General features: G+C 71.1%; 13 protein-coding genes. 9 read left to right on the top strand and 4 right to left on the bottom strand.

Annotation, left to right across the window (positions count from 1 at the left end; genetic code table 11):
- Nucleotides 1-139: 139 nt before the first annotated feature.
- The 3 genes from ACGFXC_RS26565 to ACGFXC_RS26555 all read left to right on the top strand — a co-directional run bounded on the left by ACGFXC_RS26565 (nt 140) and on the right by ACGFXC_RS26555 (nt 2,346).
- The gene (locus ACGFXC_RS26565; protein ID WP_393716803.1) at nt 140-517 is read left to right on the top strand and encodes a type II secretion system protein; all 378 of its coding nucleotides are present in this window, start codon (nt 140-142) and stop codon (nt 515-517) included.
- A gap of 284 nt (nt 518-801) precedes the next feature.
- Entirely contained in the window at nt 802-1,629 is an 828-nt protein-coding gene (locus ACGFXC_RS26560) for a prepilin peptidase (RefSeq protein WP_393716801.1), read from the top strand.
- A 156-nt stretch (nt 1,630-1,785) separates the two neighbouring features.
- Nucleotides 1,786-2,346, top strand: a complete 561-nt coding sequence (locus ACGFXC_RS26555; protein ID WP_393716799.1) for a PadR family transcriptional regulator — start codon at nt 1,786-1,788, stop codon at nt 2,344-2,346.
- A 166-nt stretch (nt 2,347-2,512) separates the two neighbouring features.
- On the opposite strand, the gene ACGFXC_RS26550 is transcribed toward ACGFXC_RS26555, so the two are convergent.
- Both ACGFXC_RS26550 and ACGFXC_RS26545 read right to left on the bottom strand, forming a co-directional pair.
- On the bottom strand, nt 2,513-4,501 hold the full coding sequence (locus tag ACGFXC_RS26550) for an FG-GAP-like repeat-containing protein (RefSeq protein ID WP_393716797.1): 1,989 nt from the start codon (nt 4,499-4,501) through the stop codon (nt 2,513-2,515).
- A 280-nt stretch (nt 4,502-4,781) separates the two neighbouring features.
- The gene (locus ACGFXC_RS26545; protein ID WP_393716795.1) at nt 4,782-5,951 is read right to left on the bottom strand and encodes a hypothetical protein; all 1,170 of its coding nucleotides are present in this window, start codon (nt 5,949-5,951) and stop codon (nt 4,782-4,784) included.
- Between the two features lie 399 nt (nt 5,952-6,350).
- Between ACGFXC_RS26545 and ACGFXC_RS26540 the strand changes: the two genes are divergently transcribed.
- The 4 genes from ACGFXC_RS26540 to ACGFXC_RS26525 all read left to right on the top strand — a co-directional run bounded on the left by ACGFXC_RS26540 (nt 6,351) and on the right by ACGFXC_RS26525 (nt 9,816).
- On the top strand, nt 6,351-6,935 hold the full coding sequence (locus ACGFXC_RS26540) for a hypothetical protein (protein WP_393716793.1): 585 nt from the start codon (nt 6,351-6,353) through the stop codon (nt 6,933-6,935).
- A gap of 68 nt (nt 6,936-7,003) precedes the next feature.
- On the top strand, nt 7,004-8,602 hold the full coding sequence (locus ACGFXC_RS26535; protein ID WP_393716791.1) for a prepilin-type N-terminal cleavage/methylation domain-containing protein: 1,599 nt from the start codon (nt 7,004-7,006) through the stop codon (nt 8,600-8,602).
- A gap of 3 nt (nt 8,603-8,605) precedes the next feature.
- Entirely contained in the window at nt 8,606-9,004 is a 399-nt protein-coding gene (locus ACGFXC_RS26530) for an excalibur calcium-binding domain-containing protein (protein ID WP_393716789.1), read from the top strand.
- Between the two features lie 101 nt (nt 9,005-9,105).
- Nucleotides 9,106-9,816 carry a S26 family signal peptidase gene (locus ACGFXC_RS26525; RefSeq protein WP_393716787.1) on the top strand — a complete coding sequence of 237 codons (711 nt, stop codon included), beginning with the start codon at nt 9,106-9,108 and terminating at the stop codon, nt 9,814-9,816.
- A gap of 39 nt (nt 9,817-9,855) precedes the next feature.
- On the opposite strand, the gene ACGFXC_RS26520 is transcribed toward ACGFXC_RS26525, so the two are convergent.
- The gene (locus tag ACGFXC_RS26520) at nt 9,856-10,173 is read right to left on the bottom strand and encodes a hypothetical protein (protein ID WP_393716785.1); all 318 of its coding nucleotides are present in this window, start codon (nt 10,171-10,173) and stop codon (nt 9,856-9,858) included.
- Between the two features lie 331 nt (nt 10,174-10,504).
- Here ACGFXC_RS26520 and ACGFXC_RS26515 point away from each other — a divergent pair, with 331 nt between their 5' ends.
- Both ACGFXC_RS26515 and asnB read left to right on the top strand, forming a co-directional pair.
- Nucleotides 10,505-11,032, top strand: a complete 528-nt coding sequence (locus tag ACGFXC_RS26515; protein WP_393716783.1) for a hypothetical protein — start codon at nt 10,505-10,507, stop codon at nt 11,030-11,032.
- 238 nt (nt 11,033-11,270) lie between these two features.
- Nucleotides 11,271-13,118 (top strand): asparagine synthase (glutamine-hydrolyzing), encoded by a 1,848-nt coding sequence (gene asnB, locus ACGFXC_RS26510; protein ID WP_393716781.1) that lies wholly within the window; start codon nt 11,271-11,273, stop codon nt 13,116-13,118.
- Between the two features lie 38 nt (nt 13,119-13,156).
- Here the strand turns inward: asnB and ACGFXC_RS26505 are convergent, their stop codons facing one another.
- Complete coding sequence (locus tag ACGFXC_RS26505; protein ID WP_393716779.1) at nt 13,157-13,477, bottom strand: subtilase-type protease inhibitor; 321 nt, start codon at nt 13,475-13,477, stop codon at nt 13,157-13,159.
- Between the last annotated feature and the right edge of the window lie 129 nt (nt 13,478-13,606).

Here is a 13,606-nt window from a genome sequence, read left to right as displayed (position 1 = left end):
CGCGGGCAAACGTCGTGGTCACCCCTTGTAGGTCCAGCAGTCGCTGAGTAGTCTGCGGCTGATTAATCAAGCGATTACTATCGCTTGCCCACCACGGGGCCGTAGATGGAGAGAGATGTTCACTTACCTACACAACACGTTGCGTCAGCGAACGCGCGCAACGAACAAGACGGCGGAGGCCGGCTTCACGCTGATCGAGCTCCTCGTGGTCATCGTCATCCTCGGCATCCTGTCGGCGATCGTCGTCTTCTCCGTCCGCGGCATCAACGACAAGGGCCAGGGCTCGGCCTGCAAGATGGACAAGTCCACGATCGAGACCGCGGAACAGGCCTTCTTCGCCAACAACGGCAGTAGCTTCGGCGACATGTCCGAACTGGTGGGCGACGGGTTCCTGTCCTCGGCGTCCCAGTGGTACGACGCCAAGAAGAAGCCCGGCCCTCCCGTCTCGTACGACATCACGCCGCTCGACAAGCTCGCCAACGGCAAGCCGAACCCCTGTCTGACCACCGCCCCGTAGGGCAGTCCTCCTCACCGGACGTCCTCGGCCGTCGGCCGTCAGACGACCCCATTCGCCGGGTGGCAGCGCAAGCGCCACCCGGCGAAGCGCGCTCAGGAGCCCGCCGCCCACCACCGGAGCCTCCCCGGCCCGTACGGCTTCCCGGAGGACCGAGGCCGGTCGTGACGAGCGGCGAGCGGCGAGCGGCGCACGGACCCGGGACGCCGGTCCGCATCACTCCCATCGCATCGCATCGCATCGCGCCGGCAACGGCCGGCTCCGCACGGAAAAGAGCCATGGTGTCCATGCCCACCGCACTCGTCGTGATCATCGGCCTGCTGGGGCTCGCGGTGGGGTCCTTCCTCAACGTGGCCGTCTCCCGGGTGCCCGCCGGCCGCTCGGTCGTGCGGCCCCGCTCCGCCTGCCCGCAGTGCGCGGCGCCCATCGCGGCCCGGGACAACGTCCCCCTCGTCTCCTGGCTCCTGCTGGGCGGACGCTGCCGCGCCTGCCGGGTTCCCATCCCCGCGCGCTACCCGCTCCTCGAAGCCCTCACCGCGGCCCTGTTCGCCGCCGAGGCACTGCACTTCGGCCGGTCGGAGGCGCTCCCGGCCGTACTGGTCTTCACCGCCGGGCTGCTGGCCCTCGCCGCCTGCGACGCCGAACAGTTCCTGCTTCCCCGGCGCCTGGTCTACCCCACGCTCGCGCTCACCGCCGCCTGTCTGCTCGCGGCCGCGGCCGCCACCGGCCAGTGGTACCGGCTCGGCGTGACCGCGGCCTGCGGGGCGGGCGGCTTCGCCGTGTTCTTCGCCCTGCACTGGGTGCGTCCGGCCTGGCTCGGATTCGGCGACGTGCGGCTGGCCGGCCTGCTCGGCACCGGGCTCGGCTGGTTCGGCCCGTGGTACCTCGTCCTCGCCCTGGTCGCCGGGAGCTTCGCGGGGCTGCTGGTGGGCGTCGCGCTGATGGCCGCGGGGCGGGCGACGCGCCACACCCGCCTGCCCTTCGGTCTGTTTCTTGCCGCGGGCTCCATCGCAGCCCTCCTCGCCGGCGCCCCCGTCGTCCACTGGTACGAGAGCGTGAGCAATCCGTACCCGACGGGCGAGCAGACGCTCATCGTGGTCCGCCACCGACCGTGACCGCCCTGACCGGACGTCAGCCGTGGGCAGTTCGCCCGATACCAGGGGACCGAAGACGGCGCTACTGGGCCTATCTACAGCAGCGCGTGCCGCACGACCGCCGGACCCTGGTTCATCACACAATCACCCGCCAGACCGATTGGTACGCTGGTTACCATGGAGAAACCTGACCGCCCTGATCTGCCACTGGCCGAGTGGATCGTGCTCGCACTCGTGGCCGAGCGGCCGAGCCATGGCTTCGCCATCGCGGCCCTCACCGCGGAGAGCGCGGAAATCGGTGCGTTCTGGTACATCTCGCGTCCCATGGTCTACCGCTCGATCACGCGGCTCGCCGAGCGCGGACTGATCACGCCGGTCGGCACCGAGGAGAGCGACCGCGGACCCCAGCGCATGATCTACGCCGCCACCCGCTCGGCGAAGACGACCGTCGGCCGGTGGCTCAGCGAACCCGTCACCCAGCTGTTCGACGTCCGCGCCGACCTCACGATCAAGCTCCTGCTGCTCCAGCGCCGTGACACCAGCCCGGCGCGCCTGGTCGAGCGGCAACGGGTCGTCATCGACGAGATCGAGGAGTCGCTGCGCACCAGGGAGGAGCGCGCCGCCGACCACCTCGTCCGCGCGATCTACACCTGGCGGCTGGAACACGTCCGCGCCGCGCGCCGGTTCCTGGAGGCGGTCGAAGTCGACTCGGCGCGGCCGGCCGCCAAGACCGGCTGACGCCGCGCGTTCGACGCCGCGCGGCCGTGTCCATGTCCGTATCCGCGTCCGTATCCGCGTCCGCGTCCGGCGCCAACGGGACGGGCCCGGTGATCGCTCCGCGCGATCACCGGGCCCCTTTCTCATCCCGAAGTGTCCTGCTCAGCCGCCATCGACGGCCGTTCGGCTACGGAACCTCGACGACGGTCTCACAGGAGCCGCCGGAAGCGACCGAGTCCGTACCCGCGAGGGTGGCGCCGCCGTTGTTGTCACCGGCGCACACGTCCGTGCCGTTGCCGCCGGCCAGGCTGTCGCTGTCCGCGCCGCCGACCACGGTGTCGTTGCCGGCGCCGCCGGAGAGCGAGTCACTGCCGGCCCCGCCGCGGATGACGTCCGCGCCGTCGCCGCCGCTGACGGCGTCGCTGCCGTCACCGGCGTCGACGTAGTCCGCGCCGCTGCCGGCCGACACGGAGTCGTTGCCGCCGAAGGTGCAGATCGTGTCGTTGCCGCCGTTCCCGGCGACGCTGTCGTTCCCGTTGCCGGTCACGATCACGTCGGCGCCGCTGGTGCCGTTCACAACGCCGTTGCCGGTGATCGTGGCGGCCAGGCCGTGGCAGCCGGCCGTGACGTTGAGCGTCACGGTGGCGACGTTCGAGTCGACCGTGCCGTCGGTGGCCTTGTACGTGAAGCTGTCGCTGCCCACGTAGGTCGCGGCGGGCTGGTAGGTGAACGAGCCGTTCGCGTTGAGCGTGAGGGTGCCGTGCGCCGGCCCGGTCACGAGCGCGGCCGTCAACGGGCTGCCGTCGGGGTCCGTGTCGTTGCCGAGGACACCGGAACCGCCCACGGTGAGGGCGCTGTCCGAGCCGACCTGGTTGTAGGCGTCGTTCGCGGACGTGGGCGTCCGGTTCGTCGTGTTCAGCAGGACCGAGGCGTCCTTGACGTACGTCGCCGAGCTGTTGCTGTTGGCCGTCACGACATCGGGACGTCCGTCACCGTCGAGGTCGGCCACCGCGGTGCCCTGCGGGTTGAGAGCGCCGTTCAGCCCGAAGGCGAGCGGGGCGGCGAACGCACCCGCGCCGTTGCCCTCGAACACCAGGACCTCGTGCGAGCCGGAGCTGGAGGCGACCAGGTCGACATGGCCGTCGCCGTTCATGTCGGCCACCGACGCGGAGGTGAGGTTGGAGCCGGCCGACAGCAGGCTCGCGGTGCCGAACCCGCCCGAGCCGTTGCCGAGCAGCACGGCGACGTCGCCGGGCGTGCCGGGGGCCACCAGGACGGCGTCCTGCTTGCCGTCCTCGTTGACGTCGGCGAGCTTGACCTTTGACGGCAGGGTCAGACCGGCCGCGACGCTCGACGCGGTGCCGAAGCTCCCGTGGCCGTCACCCAGCAGGACGGAGAGCGTGTCGCTGTTGGTGTTCGACGTGACGAGGTCCTGGTGGCCGTCGCCGTTCAGGTCGGCCGCCGCGACGGTCTGCGGGGCGGTGCCGCCGTTCAGCCCGAAGCGCGTCGCCGCGCCGAAGGTGCCGTCGCCGTTGCCGAGCACGACCGCGACGTTCTGGGTGTTCATGTTGGACGTCACGAGGTCCGGCTTGCCGTCCTCGTTGAAGTCGGCGACCGTGACGTCGGACGGGAAGCGCACGACACACGGGTTGTCGCCGGTGGTGTCGCACCCGGGCGTCGGGTTGAGCTGCACCACGCCCGCGGTGCCGAGGGCGCCGGTGCCGTTGCCGAGCCAGACCAGCGCGACGTTGCCGCGCGCGTCCTGGCTGACGACGTCCTTGTTGCCGTCACCGTTGACGTCGCGGATCACCGGGGCGCCCATGAAGATGCTGGACGAGGTGCGCGGAGCCGCGTACTTGGTCACGGCGCCGAAGCTCCCGGCGCCCGAGCCGAGGAACACGCCGACGCCCTCGAGGCGGATCGAGGTGACGAGGTCCGGCTTGCCGTCGTTGTTGAGGTCGCCGACCGCGACGGCGGCGCTGCCGCGGCCGTTGTCGTCGAGGTTCGCGGCGGTCCCGAGACCGGTCGTGTTGGTGCCGGTCGCCGACGCCGAGGTGGTGACCATCACGACGGTCGCCACGGCGGCGACGAGCGCCGGAATCCGCAGCGGCCGAAGGCGCGTGAGCGCGGCTGAGCGGTCGTCCCGCGTGAGATGTCGCAGGGGTGATCTGTTCATGGGTGTGGCCCCTCCTCAGGGCCGGATGCAAAAGAGTGGGCGACGCGCCCGGGCCGTACGCCCTCGCTGCGCGACGGGCCGGGCCGGTCATCGCCGCTCCGGCGGGAACGCACGGGTGCGGCCTGCGCGGTGCGTGTCGCCCGGTGTGCCGCGGTACGCGCGGCGCGGTGGTCCTGCCGGTGGCGGGAAGCGGTGTCCGGCGGCGTGGCCGCCGGGCCGGGACCGTCGACGGGCGGGTGCGCGCCTGGCCGACGGTCCGTCGTCCCGTCCGCGGGATCGCCTAGTAGCCGTAGGAGGCGAGCGTCGACTGGATGGTGTTGTTGGTGTCCCAGTCGATGTTGAACAGGTTCTTCCACGCGGTCGCCGCACCGGCGTTGCCGCCGGTCAGGGCGACGCCGTACTGCTCGATCTCCCCGTAGCCGGAGTACGCGCTCGAGTCGAGCTCGGTCCACTTGTTGGGGTCGTTGGTCGTGGTCCCGTTCAGCGAGCTCGACGTCCAGCTCACGTTCACGACGTTCGACTTCGCGACGAGGCCCAGCTGGGTGTTCCCGCCGGCGTTCGCCGTCACGGCGCCGCGCACCTGGCTGATGCCGGACTCCAGGCGCACCTTGCACGCCGTACCGGCGCTGTCGCACGCGCTGCCCCGGAAGACGTTCTGGCCCGGACCGCTGTCGGTCCAGGTGAACCCGTTCTGCGTCAGCGCCTGCTTGGACGCCGCGCCGAACGGCGCGGAGGCCGGGTCGGCGACCGCGATCCGGTTGGTGCTCGCCGCCCCGAGCCAGCTCACCACGCCCGAGATCGTGGTGGGCGCGCCGCCGGAGATCGGGGCCCCGTCACAACGGGGCGACTGCGCCTTGCCGTTGCCGCTGCCGTTGGCGTCCGCGCCGAGCGCCAGCGGCGGGGTGCCGCCGTTGGACGGGTCGTCGCCCTTGCCGGTGCCCGCCCAGGTGCTGTCACAGCTGTAGATGGCCAGGCGCCCGACCGCCACGAGGTGCTTGCTCGCGGCATCGCCGTTGCACTCCACGCTCGCGCTCGCCGTGCAGGTTCCGCCGGCCGAGGTCGGGATGACCGCGTCCACGTTGGCCTCGTCCGCCGACAGGAACGCGTCGATGTGCAGCGGTCCGTCGACGCAGTTGTTCGACGAGGAGGGGTTGCACGTGGTGTACGGCCCGGCGCTCTTCAGCTGCTGGCGCAGGCTGCCCGAGGTGATGCCGCGCATCGTCGAGGTGTCGATCACCGGCTTGTTCCAGAACCCGCCGACCTGGGAGGCGGGGTTCGCGACGAACGGCGTGAGCCCACCGGCCGACGCGATCGTGCCCTTCATGTCCTTCATGGCGGGATACATGTTGTTCGCGATACCGACCTGCGAATCCGTCGACGCGGAGGCCATCGGCGCCGCGACGCCGATCAGCGCCGTGGCGAGGGCACCCGCCGCGAACGCGTTCCGCATGCGGTGCATCGTGCTGCGGCCGGAGTTCGGGGCGCTCCGGGCGCGCCGAGACTGTCGTTGCATTTGCTACTCCTAGTCGATCTGGTGGGCGGCGGCTGCCGCACGAGCGCCGTGCGGGGCAGACCAGGCAAATGTCCGAGTCTCTTGGGCATCTGCAAGGTTTCCGGGCATGACGAGCCGCACATGCCGAGATAGTGCTCAGTTGTCACTCAGTAGTCAATGGTTGACAACCAGGCGCGCTGTGGTTGTAATGCACACATCCAGCCTGCAACGGTCGGCGGGCGAGTGCCGTCTGCCCGCTGCGGGACGCAGAGAAGGGCTTGGCGGCACGATGGGCAGAGGCGTCATATGTCACGGTTGAGTAGAATGTCGCGCCCGCGCGCGATCGGGTGGGGAGCGTTGGCCCTCGCGGTGGTCGCGGTGGCGGTGGGTGTCGTGGTGTTCGTGCGCGGCGGGTTCGATTCGGACGCCCAAGCCCGGAAACCCGAGCGCGAATGGTGCACGCCGGGTACCCCGCGAACCGTGCTCTGCCCGAACGGCAAGGTCTTCGACGCGAAGGAATACACCACCCACGGCGCCGCCTTCGAGTGCCTCAACTTCGCCAGCCAGGCGGATGCGCAGGCGGTACTGCGGGCGGACCCCAACGATCCGAATCACCTTGACGACGGAAGCGGCGTCGCCTGTCGCGGCCTGCCCGAACCGCGCGACACCACACCGATTGCCCGCACCGCACCGTGCGGTCCCGGCGATCCCCGAAGCGCGCGCTGCCCACAGCCGGACCGGGCCTTCGACGCCCGCTCCTTCCTGAGCTACGACACCGACGCCTACGACTGCTCGGACTTCGCCAGCCAGGCGGACGCCCAGGCCGTGCTGCGCTTCGCGCCGGCCGACCCGAACCGCCTCGACGGCGGCAAGAAGGGCATCGCGTGCCCGGACCTGCCGGCTCCCAAGGACGTCAAGCCCGTGCGCCGGGGAAGTCTATGACGCGCCGAGCCCCCGCCCGTACGCCCGGGCCGGACGTGACCCATCGATCGAAGGAAGCCCCGACCGCCATGACACCGGACCATCGCCTGTTCTCCTTGCGCCCCAGACGCCAGGACGGCTTCACCCTGATCGAGCTGCTCGTGGTCATCGTGATCCTGGGCGTCCTTTCCGCCATCGTGGTGTTCTCCGTCAGGGGCATCGGGGACAAGGGCCGCAAGGAGGCGGTCGCCGCGGACGCGGCCACCCTGCGGACGGCGGAGGAGTCCTTCTGCGCGAAGCACGGGCACTACGGGACGATCGACGACCTGAAGGACGACGGGCTGCTGACCGGTGAGCCGGTCTACAACATGGTGTCGGTCGGCGAGGAGAACAAGTGCGGTCGGGGCGCGAAGTCCTCGTTCACGCTGTATGACAGCTCACCCTCGGAGCGCGTGGCGGACGCGGTCACCGTGGGAACGACTCCGACCGACGTCGCGGTCGACGAGAAGGCCAACCGCGCGTACGTGGTGAACCAGGGCAGCAACAACGTGACGGTGATCGACGGCAAGACCGACAAGCCCCTCGGTGCACCGATCGACGTCGCCGGCGCCGTGACGAGCCCCACGCGGATCGCCGCCGATCCCGGCACGGGGAGGGTCTACGTCGGCGGGACGGGCGGCGTGGCGGTCATCGACACGGCCAACGGCAATCAGGTGACCCACGTCAACGGCTTCACGAAGACCGTCACCGGCCTGGCCGTCTCTCCCGAGAACGGCGAGGTGTACGTCGGCGGCGGTGGCGCTCTGATCGGCTCGGAGGTCGCCTACATCGCGGCCGGCGGTACCTCGGCCACTCCGATCCCACTGCCCAATGAGGGGCTTGTGGACGTGGAGTCCGCCGTGGACTTCTCCTTCGACCCCGCACGCCACGAGGTGTACCTCGCGAAGAGCCCCGTGGGAACCGGTGAAGGAGCCGCTGCCGGCATCGGCCTCTTCGCCATCTCGTCGCAGAGCCACGAGGCCCGAACCGTATGGTCGTTCAGGACGAAGACGGGCTGTGGCGTCAACGCCGGGAACTTCCTCGTCTCGAGCTCGATTCGCGGCACCACCGTCGTCGATCCGAACCGTCACCTCGTCTACCTCTTGGCCAGGAGGTGCGTCCCGAACCCGGCGAAGCCCACGGGCGCGTGGGCGACCGTCGCCACCACGATCGCGATCGACCCCAGCAACGGTGGTTCGACGGCGATCGACGACCCGGTGGGGGTCAGCATGTCCCCCATTTCCGGCGTCTACAGTGCTGCGGCGGCATCGGTCTACATCTACTTCAGCGGTGGGGCCGGCCCGGCGCAATGCGCCGGGAGCGGAGGGCGTGTCAGCCGGATCGTCGGGACGGAGGCCAAGCAGCAGGTGACGGTCTGCGGCCCGACGAGGCCAGCCAGCGGGACCGGAAACCTGGCGCACTCCGTCGTCATGCTGAAGAACTTCAACAGGGTCTTCTTCGCGCAGCGAAAGAGTGACGACGCGCAGGGCGGCATCGGGGTGGCCGACGGCACCACGATGCTCACGCAGGCTGCGCTCGGCACGTCCCGTCAGTTCGGCGCGCTGGCCGTGAACAACGCCACGGGGAAGGTGTACGCGGTCGATCCGGACAAGGGAACGCTCGCGGTGTTCCGGACGGGAGCGGCCTAGGACATGCCCCACCCGACACGGAAGATCCACGAGGGCCGGGCTCAACGGTCGCGACCGGGCCGCCCCCTCTCCCTCGCCATGGCCGGAGTGATCGCCGCGATCACCCTGACCGCGTGCACCGGCGGCGAGGCCGCGAAGAGCACGATCGACGTCGCCCCGTACGTGCACAAGGGGCACGTGGCCGACTGCGAGGCGTTCAAGGCCCAGGCCGACGCGCAAGCGGTGCTGCGGGCGGACGCCCTCGACCCGAACGGTCTCGACCGGGACGGCAACGGCATCGCGTGCCCGAAGCTCCCCGGGCCGACGGACAAGAAGCCGGTCCACCGCGACTTCATGACCGACCTCGACGGCGCGCCCATCATCGACCCGGTCACGTCACCACCACCCACGTCACAGCAGTAGGAAAGCCGCCTCGGACAGAACCTTGTCCGAGGCCGCTTCCACACGACGTCGCGCAGGGCCCTACAGTGCCTCCAACAGGTACGAGCACGTGGGGGGAGTGCATGAGGGACGAGTTGCCGAGACCGTGGCGCTGGGCGCACACGGCATCGAGGGCCCTGATCGCCCTGGCGGTCATCGGCTTCGTCGCGGGCTCCGTGACCGCGCAGTTCGGCTACGGGTATTCCCTCCTCTACGAGGCCAACGGCACCTCCATGGCGGGGCTCTTCCCGAAGGGCGAGCGGGTGGCGGGCGAGCCCGTGGCGCCGCGGGATGTCCGCCGCGGTGACGTGGTCTTCTTCACGGACACCGTCCAGCGCGACCACGCGCCGTCCGTGGCGCGGGTGGTCGCGCTGGGCGGGGACGTGCTCGGTCACCGGCCGGGCGAGGCACACCTGACGCTGAACGGGAAGCCGCTCGCCGAGCCGCACCTGCCCGACGGGCTGACGCCGCAGCAGGCGACCGGCTCCTACGCCTTCACCGTTCCGCCGGACCGCTTCGCGGTGCTCGACGACGCCGACAGCGCGGTGGCCTTCACCAGGGACCTCGCCGCGGGCGGGTCCACCGCGCTGGCGGCCTCGCTGGTGCGCGGGCGGGTCATCGGGCACACCTCCGACCCCACGGTGCGCATGATGGTGGTGGACGGTGCGGTTTCGGGGACCCCGTACCTGCTGTCGCTCGGCGTCGTGGGACTGATCGCCGTCCGGGTGGCGCTGCGGCGCGCGCGGGCCCGGCGGGTCTACCCGTGGACCGAAGCGGCGCGTTCACGCAGCTGAACCGAACCGGGGTGCCGGGCTGCCGCGCGCGGTCGCCGCTCAGTGGTGGAAGGCCGCGCAGGTGACCGTGGTCTTGCCGTCGGCGGTCTTGACCTTGTACTTGCCGGCGGTGAGACCGCCGAGGTCGAAGCGCCCCGACGTGTCGATGGGGACCGACCCCTTGGAAGCGCCCGAGTAGGTCACCGTCGTGCCGGCCGGGAAGCCCTGGCCCCACACGTGGTTCTTGCCCGCCGAGTCCACCTCGATATTGCACTTCGCGGCCGCGGGTACCGCGGCGTGGGCGGCGACGGCGGGGCCCGCCGCGAGGAGGGGAGCGACCAGCAGCGCGAGGGCTGCGAGACGGCGTGTCCGCTTCATGATTCGACCTGCCTTGGAGGCTGAGGTGAGGGCTGGTGAGGCGTGACGGCTCCGAAAGCACGCGGCAGCGGTGGGGCCGCACGCCGTATTGATCACTCACCCATGCTAGGGCCGGGCTCGCGGCACAGCACCTTGGCGGCATGGCGTTCACCGTCAGTCAATGCAACGAAACCCCTCATGTGGCGTTGCGTTAGATCTCAACTCAGCGCAACGATTTACCTGTCCTGGCCTGCAACAAAAGTAATTCTCCGTAATGGGTGCATTGCCTACATCGTGAATGCAACGTAGCGTTTCTCATGTCAGAAACATCCAGCGGACAAGGGGTGGGGTCATGGGAGCAGCAGCGCGGAACCGGCGGCCGGACGCCCCGGGCGCCCTCGCCGCCTTCGCCCGCTTCGTGCTCTGCGGCGGCGGGGTGGGGCTGGGTTCCAGCTTCACCGTGGCGGCGCTCGCCGCCTGGATGCCCTGGGCGTTGGCGAACGCGCTCGTCACCGTCGCGTCCACGCTCCTCGCCACCGAGCTGCACGCCCGCTTCACCTTCGGCGCCGGCCGCCGCGCGACCTGGCGCCAGCACGCGCAGTCTGCCGGGTCCGCCGCGGCCGGGTACGCCGTCACCTGCGTGGCGATGCTCGTTCTGCACCAACTGGACTCGGGTCCCGGAGCGTTGCTCATCCAGGCCGTCTACCTGTCCGCGTCGGCCCTCACCGGTGTGGCCCGCTTCGCGGTGCTCCGCCTCGTCGTCTTCGCCCGCACCCGCTCGCAGGGCGCCCCGGCCCCCGTCCGCCCGGTCGCCGTCCCCCTCCCCGCGGCGGGCGCAGCGACGGCGGTCGGCCCGTCGGACCTCTGCCGCATCGCCTGAGCGGTTGGGCGAAGTTTTGCCCGGTGGCCGAAAGCCGCGTCCCCGACCGCCCGAGGCGTTGAGGTGCCGGGGCCGCCGCGGGCAATGGCCGGGTCAAATGGGGCCGGAACTCGTATCCGCCGGAGCGGGGCGGCCTCGGGGGAGCGGTCCGGAAGGTTGACCGAGGCTACCGGACGGCGCATTCTGCGGAAGTGCGGAAGTAGATGGTAGGTGCAGCTTCTTCGGGAGGTGTTGCTCCATGTGCGGCATAACCGGATGGATCTCCTTCGACCGCGACCTGCGCACTCCGCAGGCCCGCGAGCAACTCGACGCGATGACGCGGACGATGGCCTGCCGGGGGCCCGACGACCACGGCACCCACGTGGAGGGCCCGGCCGCCCTCGGTCACCGCCGCCTCGCCATCATCGACCTGCCCGGCGGCCGCCAGCCCATGACCGTCACGACCCCGGACGGATCGGTCACCCTCGTCTACAGCGGCGAGACCTACAACCACGTCGAACTGCGCGCCGAACTCGCCGCGCTCGGGCACCGGTTCACCACGTCCTCCGACACCGAGGTGGTGCTGCGCGGCTGGCTCGCCTGGGGCGCCGACCTCCCCCGGCGGCTCAACGGCATGTACGCCTTCGCCGTCTGGGACGCGCGGGAGCAGCGGCTGACCCTCGTCCGCGACCGGATGGGCGTCAAGCCCCTGTACTGGTACGAGACCCCGGACGGCATCCTGTTCGGCTCCGAACCCAAAGCGGTCCTCGCCCACCCCCTCTCCTCCCGCCGGGTCGCCGCCGACGGCCTGCGCGAGCTGTTCACCATGGTCAAGACCCCCGGGCACGCGGTGTGGGACGGGATGCGGGAGGTCGAACCCGGCACGCTCGTCACCGTCGACCGCACCGGCAACCGCACCCACACCTACTGGACCCTGGAGAACCGGCAGCACGAGGACGGCCGGGACGCCACCATCGGCCACGTCCGCGAACTCCTCGAGGACATCGTGGCCCGGCAGCTCATCGCCGACGTGCCGCGCTGCACCCTGCTCTCCGGCGGCCTCGACTCCTCCGCGATGACCGCCCTGGCAGCCCGCCGGCTGGCCAGGCACGGCGAGAGCGTACGCAGCTTCGCCGTCGACTTCGCCGGCCTGTCCGAGAACTTCGTGGCCGACGAACTGCGCGGCACCCCCGACACCCCCTTCGTGCACGACGTGGCCCGGTCCGCCGGCACCGACCACCGGGACATCGTGCTCGACTCCGGCGCCCTCGCCGATCCCGCGCTACGGGCCCGCGTGCTGCGCGCCCGCGACCTGCCCACGGGCTTCGGCGACATGGACGCCTCCCTGCACCTGCTCTTCGAGGCGGTCCGGCGGCACTCGACGGTCGCCCTCTCCGGGGAGTCCGCCGACGAGGTCTTCGGCGGCTACCTGCAGTTCTTCGACGAAGAGGCGCGGGCGGGCGGCACCTTCCCGTGGCTGGTCCGCCTCGGGGACCGCTTCGGCTCGGACTCCGACGTGCTCGCCCCCAGCCTGCTCGCCCGCCTGGACCTCGACACGTACACGCGGGACGCGTACGCGGGCGCGGTGCGCGAAGTGGCGAGGCCGCAGGGGGAGGACGACTTCGAGTACCGGATGCGGATCATGTCCTACCTCCACCTCACCCGGTTCGTGCGCGTACTGCTCGACCGCAAGGACCGGGCCAGCATGGCCGTGGGCCTGGAGGTCCGCGTCCCGTTCTGCGACCACCGGCTGGTCGAGTACGTGTACAACACGCCGTGGGCCCTGAAGTCCTTCGACGGCCGCGAGAAGAGCCTGCTGCGCGAGGCCACCGCCGACGTGCTGCCCCGCTCCGTGTACGACCGGGTCAAGAGCCCCTACCCGGCCACCCAGGACCCCGCCTACGGGCAGGCGCTGCGCGTACAGGCCGTGGACCTGCTGGCCAAGCCCTCGCACGAGGTGTTCGAGCTGGTCGACCGCGACGCCGTCACCAGCCTCGCCCGTTCCACGGCGCCGCTGACCCACCAGGCGGCCCGGCGGGGACTGGAGCGGACCCTCGACCTCGCCCTGTGGCTGGACCTCTACCACCCGGAGATCGACCCGGACTGACGGCCGGCGCGGCGGCGCGGCGGCGCGGCGCTACGGCGTCAGAAGGCGTAGAGCGGGCTGCCGTTCAGGGCCGCGGACATCCGGCACGTGTTGGGGAACGTGTGCTTCCAGGCGACGCGGCCGCCGTGCCAGACGCCGTCCGCCGTGACGGTGACGGGGTCGTAGTGCATCGGGCAGGCCCGGTCCGGATCCGGTGCGGCCAGCAGGCGGTCGAACTCGCCGCCGGTGGCGTTGAGGGCGTCGCACGCGGCCCGGGGAGCGGGGTGGGTGCCCTCGGCCGCGTAGGCGCAGCTGAGGGTGGCCGCACGCAGGACGGTGGCCGTCGCGGCGTCGTCCCCCCGGGCGATGCCGAAGACCATGGCGGAGGGGGCGTACGGGCTCGGGGGGGGGGGGGGGGGCCGCGGCGCCGCCCCCCGCCCCCCCCCGCGGCTGCACATGAGGCTGCGGTACGTGTAGTGCCGCGTAATCCAGGAATAATAAAACGAAAT

The organism is Streptomyces sp. NPDC048507 (genome assembly GCF_043199995.1).
In the GTDB taxonomy this organism is placed as follows: domain Bacteria; phylum Actinomycetota; class Actinomycetes; order Streptomycetales; family Streptomycetaceae; genus Streptomyces.
Note: the sequence above shows the minus strand (reverse complement) of the source record. Positions and strands in the feature narration are given on the sequence as shown.

What these genes read in the sequence shown, in the direction of transcription:
- asnB (WP_393716781.1), top strand. Translation starts at nt 11,271, where the DNA reads ATGTGCGGCATAACCGGATGGATCTCCTTCGACCGCGACCTGCGCACT.
- ACGFXC_RS26555 (WP_393716799.1), top strand. Translation starts at nt 1,786, where the DNA reads ATGGAGAAACCTGACCGCCCTGATCTGCCACTGGCCGAGTGGATCGTG.
- ACGFXC_RS26515 (WP_393716783.1), top strand. Translation starts at nt 10,505, where the DNA reads ATGGGAGCAGCAGCGCGGAACCGGCGGCCGGACGCCCCGGGCGCCCTC.
- ACGFXC_RS26535 (WP_393716791.1), top strand. Translation starts at nt 7,004, where the DNA reads ATGACACCGGACCATCGCCTGTTCTCCTTGCGCCCCAGACGCCAGGAC.
- ACGFXC_RS26520 (WP_393716785.1), bottom strand. Translation starts at nt 10,173, where the DNA reads ATGAAGCGGACACGCCGTCTCGCAGCCCTCGCGCTGCTGGTCGCTCCC.
- ACGFXC_RS26560 (WP_393716801.1), top strand. Translation starts at nt 802, where the DNA reads ATGCCCACCGCACTCGTCGTGATCATCGGCCTGCTGGGGCTCGCGGTG.
- ACGFXC_RS26505 (WP_393716779.1), bottom strand. Translation starts at nt 13,477, where the DNA reads ATGGTCTTCGGCATCGCCCGGGGGGACGACGCCGCGACGGCCACCGTC.
- ACGFXC_RS26525 (WP_393716787.1), top strand. Translation starts at nt 9,106, where the DNA reads ATGAGGGACGAGTTGCCGAGACCGTGGCGCTGGGCGCACACGGCATCG.
- ACGFXC_RS26550 (WP_393716797.1), bottom strand. Translation starts at nt 4,501, where the DNA reads ATGAACAGATCACCCCTGCGACATCTCACGCGGGACGACCGCTCAGCC.
- ACGFXC_RS26545 (WP_393716795.1), bottom strand. Translation starts at nt 5,951, where the DNA reads ATGCGGAACGCGTTCGCGGCGGGTGCCCTCGCCACGGCGCTGATCGGC.
- ACGFXC_RS26530 (WP_393716789.1), top strand. Translation starts at nt 8,606, where the DNA reads ATGCCCCACCCGACACGGAAGATCCACGAGGGCCGGGCTCAACGGTCG.